General features: G+C 59.3%; 10 protein-coding genes. 3 read left to right on the top strand and 7 right to left on the bottom strand.

Translation table 11 applies throughout. The features are described from left to right. The first annotated feature begins 10 nt into the window (after positions 1 to 10). Positions 11 to 946 carry a CBS domain-containing protein gene (locus tag Mal15_RS08230; protein WP_147867323.1) on the top strand — a complete coding sequence of 312 codons (936 nt, stop codon included), beginning with the start codon at positions 11 to 13 and terminating at the stop codon, positions 944 to 946. Between the two features lie 203 nt (positions 947 to 1,149). On the opposite strand, the gene Mal15_RS08225 is transcribed toward Mal15_RS08230, so the two are convergent. Then, positions 1,150 to 2,604, bottom strand: a complete 1,455-nt coding sequence (locus tag Mal15_RS08225) for a protein kinase domain-containing protein (protein WP_147867322.1) — start codon at positions 2,602 to 2,604, stop codon at positions 1,150 to 1,152. 417 nt (positions 2,605 to 3,021) lie between these two features. Between Mal15_RS08225 and Mal15_RS08220 the strand changes: the two genes are divergently transcribed. After that, positions 3,022 to 5,208 (top strand): prolyl oligopeptidase family serine peptidase, encoded by a 2,187-nt coding sequence (locus Mal15_RS08220; RefSeq protein ID WP_147867321.1) that lies wholly within the window; start codon positions 3,022 to 3,024, stop codon positions 5,206 to 5,208. Here Mal15_RS08220 and Mal15_RS08215 read toward each other — a convergent pair. The 4 genes from Mal15_RS08215 to Mal15_RS08200 all read right to left on the bottom strand — a co-directional run bounded on the left by Mal15_RS08215 (position 5,159) and on the right by Mal15_RS08200 (position 10,210). Next, entirely contained in the window at positions 5,159 to 6,544 is a 1,386-nt protein-coding gene (locus tag Mal15_RS08215; RefSeq protein ID WP_167546678.1) for a glycerophosphodiester phosphodiesterase, read from the bottom strand. The two genes, Mal15_RS08220 and Mal15_RS08215, sit on opposite strands and share 50 nt — an antisense overlap. Positions 6,545 to 6,585: 41 nt before the next feature. Further along, a complete protein-coding gene (locus Mal15_RS08210) occupies positions 6,586 to 7,056 on the bottom strand; it encodes a response regulator (RefSeq protein WP_147867319.1) in 471 nt (156 codons plus the stop codon). Positions 7,057 to 7,059: 3 nt separating this feature from the next. After that, positions 7,060 to 9,051, bottom strand: a complete 1,992-nt coding sequence (locus Mal15_RS08205) for an ATP-binding protein (protein ID WP_147867318.1) — start codon at positions 9,049 to 9,051, stop codon at positions 7,060 to 7,062. Positions 9,052 to 9,352: 301 nt separating this feature from the next. Next, positions 9,353 to 10,210 carry an alpha/beta hydrolase gene (locus Mal15_RS08200; RefSeq protein WP_147867317.1) on the bottom strand — a complete coding sequence of 286 codons (858 nt, stop codon included), beginning with the start codon at positions 10,208 to 10,210 and terminating at the stop codon, positions 9,353 to 9,355. Between the two features lie 220 nt (positions 10,211 to 10,430). Here Mal15_RS08200 and Mal15_RS08195 point away from each other — a divergent pair, with 220 nt between their 5' ends. Beyond that, entirely contained in the window at positions 10,431 to 10,859 is a 429-nt protein-coding gene (locus Mal15_RS08195) for a hypothetical protein (protein WP_147867316.1), read from the top strand. A 151-nt stretch (positions 10,860 to 11,010) separates the two neighbouring features. Here Mal15_RS08195 and Mal15_RS08190 read toward each other — a convergent pair whose 3' ends face one another. Together Mal15_RS08190 and Mal15_RS08185 are read right to left on the bottom strand one after the other, a co-directional pair. Beyond that, the gene (locus Mal15_RS08190; protein ID WP_147867315.1) at positions 11,011 to 11,667 is read right to left on the bottom strand and encodes an RNA polymerase sigma factor; all 657 of its coding nucleotides are present in this window, start codon (positions 11,665 to 11,667) and stop codon (positions 11,011 to 11,013) included. Next, positions 11,664 to 13,454, bottom strand: coding sequence for a patatin-like phospholipase family protein (locus Mal15_RS08185; RefSeq protein WP_147867314.1), 1,791 nt, complete (start codon positions 13,452 to 13,454; stop codon positions 11,664 to 11,666). Before Mal15_RS08185 ends, Mal15_RS08190 begins: the two co-directional genes overlap by 4 nt. Between the last annotated feature and the right edge of the window lie 189 nt (positions 13,455 to 13,643).

Here is a 13,643-nt window from a genome sequence, read left to right as displayed (position 1 = left end):
GTGACTTGAGATGAACGAAGTGAAAGTGGCCCAGGATTTCATGCGTCGCCAATTGGTAACGCTCTCCCCGCACACCAAGGTTCTCGATGGTGTCGCGAGGCTGTTGCGAGACAACATCTCCGGGGCTCCGGTCGTGGATGATCAAGGCCAATACGCCGGTGTCTTTAGCGAAAAGTCCTGCATGCGGGCGATGACCGGCCCGATGGCCGCGGCGCTCGATTTGGGGATCAGCGCGCCCAAGGTCCGCGAGTTCATGAAGCGAGATCTGATCACGCTCTCACGCGACGACGATGTCTTTCAATCCATCGATCACATCCTCAGCAAACGCATCTCGGGGGCTCCGGTGGTCGATGAGCGAGGGAATTTCCTGGGCATCTTCTCCGAAAAGACTGCCATGCGGGTGTTGGTCGCTGCAATTTACGACCAGGTGCCGGGGACCAATGTCGGATCCTACATGAACCTGGATCGAAACCGGATCATCGGCGAAAACGACTGCTTGCACGACGTCGCGGAAAAGTTCGAACAAACACCGTACCGCCGCCTGCCCATCCTGCTCGGCGAAAAACTGGCCGGCCAAGTCAGTCGCCGCGACGTCTTGCGGGCACAGCACCGGATCGCAGTCGAAGTTGCCGACCGCGTTCGCCGGGGAGGCGTCAGCGACTCGGTGAAGGAGTCCGCCCGAGAACGCGAGGTCGGTGAATTTGCCGACACCGCCGCACTCACGCTGGGCCCCAACGCGGACATCCTGCAAATCGCACAGCTGTTCCTCAATTCGCCCTACCGGCGCGTGCCGATCGTCAGCGGAGGCAAGTTGGTCGGTCAAATCAGTCGACGTGACTTGCTGGAGGCCGCGGCCGATCTGCTCCGTCCCGATCCGGAACGCCACCGAGCGAGCCCGCTGTACTTGAGCCCGCTGGCCGACTCGCTGCCACCATCGATGCGTTAAACGCTTTCGCGCTGCTCCATGTACGATGGCCCTTCCGGGCCGTCGCCCGTGGGGTTCACCGCGACGACCTAGAAAGGACGTCGTCCCCCCAACCCACCGACTAGCTCTTACCCAGTCGGCCAGATCATTTGGGTTTGTCGCGTTTCACCTCTGTCCTCAGCTGGACGGTCCCTCAAGGCGAAACACCAACTGCGTCCCGCACGTTAATCCCCCGAGGCGGTGTGGCGACTGAAGGTCACAAAAATCACCCGCTCCAGCTTGTGGGCAGTCAGATTGTCCTTGGGGATAAAGTCGCTGGCCCCGGCCGCGACACAGGCCTGGGCCGTCTGTTCATCGGACAGCCCCGTCAACACCACGATCGGCACGTCCGGATCTTCGGCGTGAAAACGCTCGACCGTGGCAACACCGGCGCTATCGGGAAGCGTCAGGTCCAAGAAGACCAAATCGACGTCATTCTCTCGGTGCAGAGTGATCGCTTCGGCCAAACTGGTCGCCTGATGAATCATCACACTGTCGTTGGCCATCTTTAGCAACTCGACCGCCAGCAACATGTCCGACTGACTGTCTTCGACGATCAACACGCTAAGTTGTTTGGTCGTGACCGTCTGCCCCATCTCCGACATCGCCTGGCTAAGGTCACGCTCAAGTTCCTCGCAACTCTGGTAGCGCCGACGACGATCGTAGGCGACCATCTTTGAGTAGATCCGGTGCAAATTCGGCGGCAAACCATCCTCGGGAATCTCTCGAAAGCGGCGTTTCGCCACCAGGTTTTTGTACTGCCGCGCGAATGTCTTGCCCCGCACCCGAGTCTTCCCCGTCAACAGATAAAACCAGGTGGCACCGAGGCTGAAGATGTCCGATCGGACGTCCGCCTTGGCAAGGCTTCTCGCCTGTTCGGGAGCCATGTAAGGCAAAGTCCCTGCGATCTGCGTTTCACGCGTCAAGTGGATCGAGTGCGTTTCGTCGTTCCCCGAATCGAGACGCATCGATGCCAGCCCCAGATCAAGCAGCTTCACCTGATCGTCGCCGTTGAGCATGATGTTGCCCGGTTTGATGTCGCGATGCACCAGTTCACGACAATGGGCATGAGAGAGCGCACGGACCACCTGCAGAATGTATGCCGAAGCTTGCCTCCAATGTATCGGTCCGTTGTCATAGACCAACGCGTTCAGATCGGGCCCCGCCACCAGCTCCATCGCGATGAACGGCATCCCGTGAATCTCGCCGACTTCATACGCCGTCACGATGTTCGGGTGCGCCATCTGTTGCACCATTTTCATTTCGCGATGGAAACGCTCGCTGGTATGCGCGTTGTGCAGCACTTTGATCGCCGCGACCCGCCCCGTTTCTGATTCGTGAGCCCGAAACACGTGGGCTTCGCCACCACAACCCAACATTTGATCGATCACAAACCGCTCGATTTGATCACCGGGCTGAAGCAACGAAATGTGATCAAACGATTCCTCCGAATGCCACAACGCGGTGTATTCGTTTTCGATCCGTTGAATTTGGTCGCTGTCGAATGCACCGGAGGCTTTCAACCGCTGCAAGAACAATTGCAGTTTGTCACAATGGGTGTGCTGCGTCGCTGCCAGCTGTTCGCCACTGGTCCCGGGCACGGGAATGACAGTCGACGTTTCTTGATGCGGGCTACACATCGCTGGCAATCGTTGCGTGAACTTGAAAAGTGCGACGCCCCAATCGCAGAGAAGCCTGAAACGTTAGTATAGCGGCCCTCTAGTGGTGGTTGCCAATACTCAGCAATAACTGTTCCGGGCTTTTTTCGGGGCACCGCCCATCTCCATCCGGTTCCCCTTGGCGACGTCAACTCCGCCGCGAAGACGCGGTTTTTCTAACGAATCGGACCCAATCCGCCCCGCTGCAAGTCCGTGATCGTTGCCGATCCGAGTGCCAAACGCTCATCGCCGTCCACCACCAGACCAAAGACGATACAGTTTGTTACAAAAATCCAGTGTTTCTCTGGGGACGGCTCGCACCCCGGTAGACGCCGCCGTCGCGTTGCAATTCAATCGAACGTTACCTGAGGCGTTTCTTCCCAATCAACCGTGATCGCTATGCACGACCAGCACTTGAAGTCTTTGATCTGTGGGGCACTGTTCGTTTTGTCGCAAAACTTCGCCCCGGCCCAGCCCCCGAAAACGCGCACCTCCCCGACCACGGACACCTACCACGGAGTCGACGTCGTTGACAACTATCGTTGGCTGGAGGACTGGAACGACGCGGAAGTGAAGCGTTGGAGCGAAGCCCAAAATGCGTATGCGCGAGATTATTTGGACGCTCTTCCCGATGTCGACGCGATTCGCAAACGTGTGACCGAGGTGATGTCGGCCGAACAGGTGTCATACAGCAGCGTTCGTCATGCCGCAGGGCAGTTCTTTGCGATGAAGCGTCAACCGCCCAAGGAACAACCTTTTCTGGTCACGTTTGAATCACTCGACCATCCCGATCGTGCCCGCGTGTTGTTTGACCCCAACACGGTCGACGCCGAAGGCACCACGTCGGTCGACTGGTTCGAACCATCGCCCGACGGATCGCTGGTCGCCATCTCACTTTCCAGCGGCGGCAGTGAGATCGGGGACGTGACGGTCATCGACACCACCGATGGTCGCCAAGTTTTCGAAGTCGTTCCGCGAGTGAATTCGGGAACGGCCGGCGGCGATTTAGCATGGGCTCCTGACGGCGAGGGGTTTTATTACACGCGGCACCCACGTCCAGGGGAACGGGACGAGGTCGATCTGAATTTCTACCAGCAACTCTACTTCCATCGTCTCGGAACCGACAGCACCGAAGATCGGTTCGAATTGGGCAAAGGATTCCCGCGGATTGCCGAGATCGAAGTCGAAGTGCACCAGCAGTCCGGCAACGTGTTATGCAACGTCCAAAACGGCGACGGCGGCGAGTTCGCGCATTACGTGCGTCGGGCCGACGGGCAATGGACCCAGATCAGCCGTTTTGGAGACAAACTGGTTCAAGCGACCTTCGAACCCAGCGGCGCTATCCTCGCGATCACGCGTCAGGGGGCCCCTCGCGGTAAAATCGTTCGCCTTCCAACGATCACGTCCAAAGGTGCGTTGATCGATCCGTTGATTCCCGAGGGAGAGGACACGGTCGTGACCAGTTTCTATCGCGCACCGCCCAGCCTGGTCGCGACCGAAAACCGAATTTACGTCACCTACCAACTCGGCGGCCCCTCGGAAGTCCGCGTCTTTGACCGCGACGGCAACGCCCTGCCCAAGCCGAGGCAATTGCCGATTTCCAGCGTCGACGGGATCGAGCCGCTCGGCGGGGACGACATCCTGTTTTACAACAGTTCCTACGTCGATCCGACGCAATGGATGCACCATGACGCATCCAACCAAATGACCCGCAAGACACGATTGTCCAGCGAGTCTCCGGTCGACATGAGTGATGTGCATGTGACTCGCGAGTTTGCCATTTCCAAAGACGGGACTAAAGTCCCGGTTAACATCATGCGACCGGCATCGGTCAACGGCCCCGGACCGTTGGTCCTGTACGGTTACGGTGGCTATGGAATTAATTTGACGCCCCGATTCAACGCCAGCAACAAGGTGCTGTTTGAACAGGGCGTCACTTATGTCGTTGCCAATCTTCGTGGTGGTGGCGAATACGGCGAAGCGTGGCATCTGGACGGCAACTTGACCAAAAAACAAAACGTGTTTGACGACTTCGCGGCCGCAGCACGCTACTTGATCGACAACAACTACACGACGTCCGACCAACTGGCGATCATGGGCGGATCCAACGGCGGATTGTTGATGGGCGCCACACTCACCCAGCATCCGGACCTGGCGCGGTGCGTCCTTTCCTCCGTCGGTATCTACGACATGCTGCGAGTCGAGTTATCGCCCAACGGATCTTTCAACATCCCCGAATTCGGGACGGTCAAAAATCCTGAACATTTCAAAGCCATGCGTGCCTATTCGCCGCTGCACAATGTGATCGATCAAACCGAATACCCGGCGGTGATCTTTTTCACCGGCGCAAACGACCCACGCGTCGACCCCATGCAATCACGAAAAATGACGGCGCGGCTGCAGGCGGCGTCCGTTTCGGGGCTGCCGGTGTTGCTGCGCACCAGTGCCAATGCCGGGCACGGCGGTGATTCCGGATTGTCGCAAAAGATCGAACAGATGGTCGACACGTGCGCGTTTCTATTCCATCACCTGGGCGTCACTGTCCGACCGATTCCGCCGTCATCAGGTTCGGCCGATCGGTCGTGATGCTGTCCACGCCCCAGCGCCGCAAGGCTTGCATCACGGCGGCTTCGTTGACGGTCCAAGTCCAGACGCCCAGGCGGCGCGTCTTCAGTTCGGCGACCAGTTCCGGCGAGAGGATCTTGTAGCTCAAATCCAAAATCCTCGCGTTGCACTCGCGGGCTTGTGACTGCAGAAAGTCGGCTTGCTGCTCTGGCGTGCCCGGGATCGTCTCTCCGTAAAGCCACGCGCAGGTGAGCTTCGGTTCCAGTTCACGAATCTCTTGCACCACCGTCTTGCTGAACGCGATCACCGCGACTTGGTCGACCATGTCCAACGCACGCACATCGTCGATCACCTGTCTGGAAATGCCTTCCATCTTAACCTCGATGACCGGCTGGCAGCCCGTTCCACGCAGCCGCTCAAGCGCCTGTTTCAACGTCGGAACGGGCTCTCCGGCAAACCGTTTGTCTTTCCAGGATCCGGCATCCAGCTGCCGCAATTGTTCCAAGCTCAGTTCGGTGATGCGTCCCGTGCCATCGGTGGTGCGGTCGACCGTTTTGTCGTGCATCAACACCACGGTTCCGTCACCGCACTGATAGACATCGAATTCGCAGCCGTCGGCACCGGCACGGATCGCTTCGTCGATGGCAGCCAAGGTGTTTTCAGGCGCGATGGCGGAAAAGCCGCGATGGGCTACGGTCTCACACGCTCCACTGGGCGTCGCTACCGCGTCCCCGTCGTCGGGCAGCAAGCGAACCGAAACGTTGTCGAAACTGGCGATGCAACCACTGGCGCCCAGCCCGACACATCCTCGCCGGCGGTCGACACAATAATGGCTTTCGAGCACCTTTTGGTCGTCCAGATACGCTTCGACAAACGTCTCCCGAACCGTCACTCGCAACCGTCGCGGTTGGTTCAGCCGGCACGGTGCATCCGCGGCAGCCACCTGACGCACGCTCCACTGATCCGGCGCTGTGCGAACGGCAAACTCCACCCCGTTCTTGCGTGTCGCGTCAAACCGGACCGGAACCTGAGACCATGGCGTCGTACCGTCCTCGTCAGCGCGCACCAGCAATGAAATCCAACGCGACGGTTCACGCACCTTGATGAACGTCACCTCGGCTTCGACCTGATAATTCTTCCATGACGGATCGCCAAAGGTGATGTAGCTGTCCGAATCCATCGAACGGACCTGCAGTTTCCCCTCGGACGTTTTCCAGTCCCCGGCGACCACCGACCAGCCAGGCGGCAGACCGTCGCTTGCGTCAAATGATTCGATACGGTGCGTTGCGTTTTGGCCGGTCAAGGGTGTCACCAGCGTGATCAGGACGTTGAGCAGAATGAAAAGCCGCAATGGCATCGGGGAAACTCTCTCGTGGCGGGAATTGGAAACATCGGCGATTATGCCGTGGGAGGCGGGGGGGTGACCCATTTGAGCCAAAAGTCTCCGAGGGATCGCATGGCTCGAACGAACGCGTTCAGATCGACCGGCTTGGTGATGTAGCAGTTGACGTTTTCGCCATAGGCTTTCAGCACGTCATGCTCATCATCGGAGGTCGTGAGCATGATGACCGGCAGAAACTGCAACGCGTCATCGGCGCGAATCTCCCGAAGGACTTCGTGGCCATTTTTACGCGGCATGTTCAAGTCCAACAAGACGACGTCGGGTCGTGGGGCACCGGCGTACTTGCCCAATCGTCGAAGAAAATCCAACGCTTCGACGCCATCTTCCACGTGATGTAACGATTCGGTCACGCAACCTTCACGAAGCGCTTCGATGGTCAGCATCGCGTCACTGGGACTGTCCTCGACCAACAAGACTTCGATCTTTCGTTTCTCGTCAAAAAAACCATCCAGTTCAGATTCGGACATGACTTAGGCCGGTGGAAGAGTGAAATAGAAGGTGCTTCCTGCACCGGGTTGGGAATCGACCCAAATCCTGCCGCGATGTCGTTCGACGATGCGTTTGGCGATGGCGAGTCCCAAGCCGGTCCCAGGATACTGGGTCCGCGCGTGAAGCCGCTGAAAAATGACGAAAATCCGGTCTTGATACTCTCGTTCAAGCCCGATGCCGTTGTCGGAAACGGAAAACAGCCAGCGGTCGGTTTCCCGGTCGTCTTTTTCGCGGACGGCATCGATCTGAATCTCTGGCGTCTCCTCACCGCAAAACTTGATCGCGTTGCCGATCAGATTTTGGAACAGCTGAACCAACTGGTCGCGATCGCCGTTGACGACCGGCAAGTCGCCCCGCTCGATCACCGCGTCGTGTTCGTCGATGGCGACGGCCAAGTTTTTCATCGCGTCATTGACGACATCGTTGATGTCGGTGGCGACCATCTCTCGGCCGCGCGATTCGACGCGCGAGTAATCCAGCAGGTTGTTGATCAGTTCCTGCATCCGCTTTGCGCCGTCGACCGCATGGTGCAGAAACGTTTTGACGCGGTCGCTGGCATTGTCGCCCAACGCGATTTCAAGCAGCTGGCAATGCCCGGCAACGGCGCGAAGCGGTTCCTGCAAGTCGTGCGAGGCGACATAGGCGAACTGTTGCAGATCGGTGTTGCTGCGTTCGAGTGCCTCCTTCGCCTTGGCCAACGCCTGGGCCTGTCGCTCGCGCTCGAATTCTTGCAGTTTGATTTCGGTGATGTCGCGGGCGACGCCGAACACGCCCATGATCTGCCCTTCTTCATCGTACAGCGGCATTTTGGTGACCAGCACCCAACGCGGCTCTCCCCCCTCGCGGATCGGCGTTTCCTCCTTGTTGACCATCGCCTGGCCGGTCTCCATGATCCGCTGTTCGTCGACGGCCGTTTTGGCGTACAGGTCCCCCGACCAAATCTCCCGGTCCGTCTTGCCGATCAATTCCTCGGCGCAGTTGAAGCCCGCGTCCTTTGCCATCGACTCGTTGGCGCGAATGATACGTCCTTGCCGGTCTTTGAAGAACACGGCGTCGGGGATGGTGTTGACCAGCGAATTGATCAGGTGCTGTTCGCGCCGTAGTTTCGCGTTGGCCTGTTCCAACTGGTCCGCGTTCTCTTTGATCGCCTGCACTCGCGCCTGATCGGCCGCCCGGCGTCGCAACGCCTTGGCCGTGCGGGCGTCCGTCTTCACCACAAACCAAAGCGCGACGCCGTAGGCCATCAATCGCAAAAAGTGCCATCCCCACCACGGCAGATCCCACAGCTTGGATTGCTGGAACATGATCGCCGCAGCACCGAACAACCCGCAGTGCAGACAGAACAACAAGTCGTCCGAATTGCCGGTGGACCGGTACGTCAGAACCATCCGGGCCGTTGCGGAAAACATCAACGCTCCGCCCACGATGTTCATCTGCAACGCCAACGGAGTGAACAGCCCGCTCTCGGTCATCGCGGGAACCCGTTCGTCCAAAAAGATCGACCCCAACCCAAGCGTCAGGGAAATCGCCAAGACGATCCATGGCCAGGACCGCGCGTGTTGTTGCCAGTCCCGGGGCAACCAAACCATCGCAAACAACACTCCGCCGGTCAGCGTCGCCAGTGAGTGCAGCCAAACAAAGGTTTGGCCTTGCTCGACCATCCCGTGCAGCGCATCCAGGACCCCCATGCCGACCAGCGCCGATGCGATCCACGTGTTGTAGCTGGTGCCCGCCCGCAGCCGTTCCAACGACAGCAACATCCACGCCACACCCATCGCCACGATTGCGCCGGCCATCTCAATGGTCGAATGGAACGGCGTTTGGGCCCACCGCAGGTCCGCGAACCACCACCGCGCCGCAAACAGCGACAACATGTGCACGGCCAGACTGGCGATCAGAATGACCCAGAGGGTCCCGACCAGTTCAGCCGTTTGGGATTCTGTATCGACCGAGCCGGAACGGGGACCGCTCATGATGGAGGCAACCAAGGAGTGGGCAGTGGGCCTTTTGAGTCATCCTTGCACCCCCTGATTGTACCCTCTGGTCCGCCCCAACGCCGGGTCTGGAGAAGCCAACGCTGCGTAAAACCACGTGATTCAAACGCGCCCCATCATCTTGCCCCCATCGTTTTGCCCCATCATTCTGCCCCGCATCATTCTGCCTCCTCCGTAGCGCCACCGTTCTCGTTCCCGCCGCTCGCTTACGCTTCCCGCTAACATTCTGCCCCGTATCGTTCTGGCATGTCCCTCCTCGGCCCAACGGTTCCTCCTAAAACTACGGTGCCAACTGCATCACAAACCAGTCCACCATCGATTGGGTCGACCGCCGTGCATCCTCGCCTTGAAACCCATGCCCCGCGCCGGCCACTTCGATCAAGCGGCTGGTGACGTCGGCTTTTTCAAACGCGGCATGGATGTTGCGGCTGTGCTGGATCGGGACCAAGTCGTCTTGGTCGCCGGCGATCAACAGCGTCGGCGGATCATCGGGGGTGACATGCACCAGCGGCGAAGCGGTCTGGGCATTTTCGAGGTCCAGGTCCAAGGCGGGGAACCGCGCGTAAGCTTCCAGACGATCCGGCGCATCCTTGACCATGATCCGCAAATCGGTCGGCGCGACGAAGGCGACGACGGCAGCGACACGATCGGAAACCCGGTCCAGCGGGTCCTTGGCATTCGCATCTCCCGCATCGGACGCCGTCCCCAGCATCAACGAAAGGTGCCCCCCGGCACTGTAGCCATAGACACCCAATCGTTCCGGATCGATCTTGAACCGATCCGCGTTCGCGCGGACGAATCGAACGCTCCGGCGCACGTCCGCGATCGCTTCGGGAATCGAAAACTTGGGGCTGCTGCCGTGACGAACGGCAAACACCGTGAAGCCCTCGTCCGTGAGCGGCTTGAACCGTTGCTGCTGTTGCTCCGGCGGCTGCCAAGTGGAATACCATCCGCCGCTGACCATGAACAGGATCCCCGCCCCATTAGCATTGTCGGTCGGTGTGAACACATCCATGGTCATCGCCAACCCCGACTTGTGGCCGTAAACCACGTCCGGCGTGATCGCCACTTCGGCGCCAGCCGTTGAACTCAAGACCAGCCAAATCGCCAGCCCACCAAACAACCCTGAATGTCGCATCGAATCTCGTCCCGCAGGTGTTTACAACAAACCCAAAGCCGTCGAAGCGCATCGAACGGAAGACGCCTCGACCGCCTAGAATAACCACTTTCCACGCGGGCGACGGACTCACCGAACCGATTCCAGCGTCTTCTCGACGACAACCGCTGCCGCTTCATCCGCCGAGTTCATTCAATCATTTTTTGACCACTCCATTTTTTGACCACTCCAGATGTCTCAGATGACCGACCTCGAAACAACGCTGCGACCAAAACCGCAATGGACCGTTCGGCGGTTGTTATTGATCACGACTTGCACCGCGATCTGGATCGCCTCGCTTAAGGCATTCCCCGGGTTCTACGCTTTTGCATTGGCGATCTGCGTGATGTTTAGCCCATCCATTGTGGTCGCCATGTTTGCGATTTTGTTTTCAAATGATCGAAAACGCACGGTTGCTTTCCAGATCCCTGTGCCGATCCTGGCTCCACTTCTGTCACCGCGGACGATGGGAACGCCCTCTCCGCCTCTGACGTATTGGGAAGACGTTTTTCGGGGGCTGATGGACATGGGGATGATCGGTCTGTTGCTGTCCCTCATTGCCGTGTGCTTGGATTTTGCCTGTCGATTGATCGCGTCGTGGGCGATAGGCGCCAGTAGCGTAAACCGTTAACGCCTTGTTGATCTAATCAGCCGTTTGGCGCGAGCCTACGGGCGCCAGTGCGTTTTCTTGGTATTGGAGGCCCGTACGCTCGCGCGAAACGGCTGATCCCACGTGTGATCGGAATAAATTGACAAGCCGTTAATGAGTTCCGCGACGCCATTCACTCCCCTGCCAACTCGGGAAACACGCTCTCATCAAGCTCGGCGCGTTTGATGATCGACTTCAAGCGGATTTGAAAGTCGCTTTTGTAGTTGGCGACTTGCTGTTCGGTCAGCCCCAGCGTTTCGGCGACGTGTTTGTTGCCCCAACCGCGGACGATCATCAGTTCGATCGCTTGCAGCTTGATCCAATTGTCGCTTTGTTTCCAGCGATCGATTTGTTCGTGCATGGCATCGCGGATCGCTTGCTCTTCGATGCGTTTGCGTTCGACGCTGCGAGCGATCGAACTGGCAACGCGGGCACTCCCCTTCAAATCAAAATCCCCGGCCGAACTGGACCGGCCGTGCAGCTGCAGCGAGGGGCGTCGGCCTTCGCGTCGCAGGTGATCGGTCAGTTTGTAGGCGCAGATCGAAAACAGATAACTTTCCAGCGGCCGGCCGCCGTCGTAGTTGGGCAGACTGATCAGAAACCCGACGAAGGCTTCCTGGACGATGTCTTCGGCGGCGGCCGAATCACGGATGCGGCTGCGGGTGTACGCCAGCAACCGCCCCTCGTAGCGATCGATCAGGGATTGCCAGGCCGCGGAATCGCCGTCGCGGATTTGGGCGACCAGGAGTTCGTCGGCGGAGGGGCCGTCGGAATCGGCGGGAACATTCATGCAACACCGTCGGTCGGTTGGAGGTTTTCGATGACACGTTTGACGTTTTCGACCGCTTTTTCACCGGCCCGCCGTCCCGCTTCGATCAGCGGATCGACGGCGTGGAAATCTTCGATCCGAAACGCGCTCGTCTGAGGGATGATGATCAGGTCGCTTTCTTCGCGATGCAGGGCGCTGGAATGTCGACGCGAGATGTCCATCGTGCGAAGTAACGTCGAAAGATAGCTGGGAGGACGCAACCTGCCTTTGCGGTCTTTTGCAAAATCGGTCGTGATCGTCGACCCGACGTCGATCGAAACGACATGGTCGCACCCTTCGCTGCGGAGCACCGAAGCGGGCACATTCATCAACACTCCGCCGTCGACCAGCATTTGACCTTCGTGAATGATCGGCCGCCCGAACACGGGGTGATTGATACTCTGCAGCACCGACTGAACCAAATCTCCGGACCGGCGGATTTGCTGTTCGCCGCTGATTAAGTCCAACGTGGTGATCGCCAGCGGCAAGTCGGCTTGCGCGAACGTCATCTGATCCAGATACCGCCGCAGCTTGGTTTCGAAACGACCGCCGCGAAAACTGTGCAGCAGGAACATCCGTCGGGTCGCGGCGCGGGCGGCCAGGAATCGCGGCGGAATCATCTCCTTGCGGAAAAAATCGCCGATCTCCCAAGGGCTGAACCCAGCACCGAACGCCGAAGCGACGATCGCACCGGCGCTGGTGCCGGCGATCGAATCGAACACGACGTGGTGTTGCTGCAGAATCTCCAACACGCCGATGTGAGCGATCCCACGCGCCCCGCCGCCGCCGAGCGCGAGCCCGATCCGTTTGCCGATCAGCGATCGATACAGACGAATGACGGACGGGGCGACGAATTCTGCGCCACGATCTTGCCCGCGGTATTCACAACGCACTGCCAGCAAGTCGGGATAATCCATCATCGGCCGTGGTCGCGTTTCCGAATCGAACATCAGCGCGACGATCGGTCGGCGATGCGGCGGGATGGATTTCAACAGGCTTTGCGCGTGGTCGGAAAGGCCGCGGTGCGCATCAACGGCAAACACGACGCGATTGGACTCTCGCACGGCCGCGGCAGTTGCTTGGGTCCCGCTGGCGATGGCCACCGCCAAGGCCTGTTTGCTGCGTCCGGCGATCGTGCACCCCAAGTCGGGGACCGAGACCGTGACGGCGTCGCGATCAAAGTCATGCGGCGTAAACGGCAACTCGCTGTCGCTGACCAACAGCGGTTGAACCAGCGGTTGATCGCATCGCAGTTGGCCGAGCAATTGTTCGGCCAGCGACCAGCCGCTGGGATGATCGACGATGACTGCCAGGGAATGCACGCCGCGTTTGTTTTCTGCCCGCGACGATGCCGCGGTGTTCATCATCGACAACCGCTTGGTCAACGAACGGCTGAGGTTTTCCAGCAGTTGCGGATAGCTTTTCACCAGACGGCGGTAGTCTTCGCCGCTCAGCACCAGGGTTTCGACGTAGGTGACCGCGGTGACGGTGGCGGTCCGCGGGCCGCCGGAGATCACCGAGGATTCACCGAAATGGTCGCCCGCCCCCATCATGCCCAACGTGCGTTCGGCAACCGCCGGACCGTCGCCCGTCCAGACGCGCACCTTACCGGCCGTGATCAAGAACAACTCGTCGCCGTCCTCGCCGATTTCGATGATCGTCGCGCCGGCGTCGAACGAGCGTGGCTGAAACGCCGACAGCACGTTTTCCAGCCCGTCGTTGCTGAGTCCCATCAACAGCGACCGGGTTACCGATTGTTCGCGATCCATCTGGGAATACCCGAGCGAGAGAAGTTGACCACCAATCGATACCCTACCCGACCACAGCGGGATCCGCCAACGCACTTTAACCAATTGGCCCTCCACAACAAGATCGACGGACGAACGTCGGGATGGCAAACGGATCGCTCGCGCGAACCGGCAGAGGTCAAGCGAAGATCAGCCGTTTGGCGCGAGCCT

The organism is Stieleria maiorica, from assembly GCF_008035925.1.
GTDB classification, from domain to species: domain Bacteria; phylum Planctomycetota; class Planctomycetia; order Pirellulales; family Pirellulaceae; genus Stieleria; species Stieleria maiorica.
The sequence above is the reverse complement of the archived record's forward strand: the minus strand, read 5'-3'. Positions and strand labels throughout refer to the sequence as shown.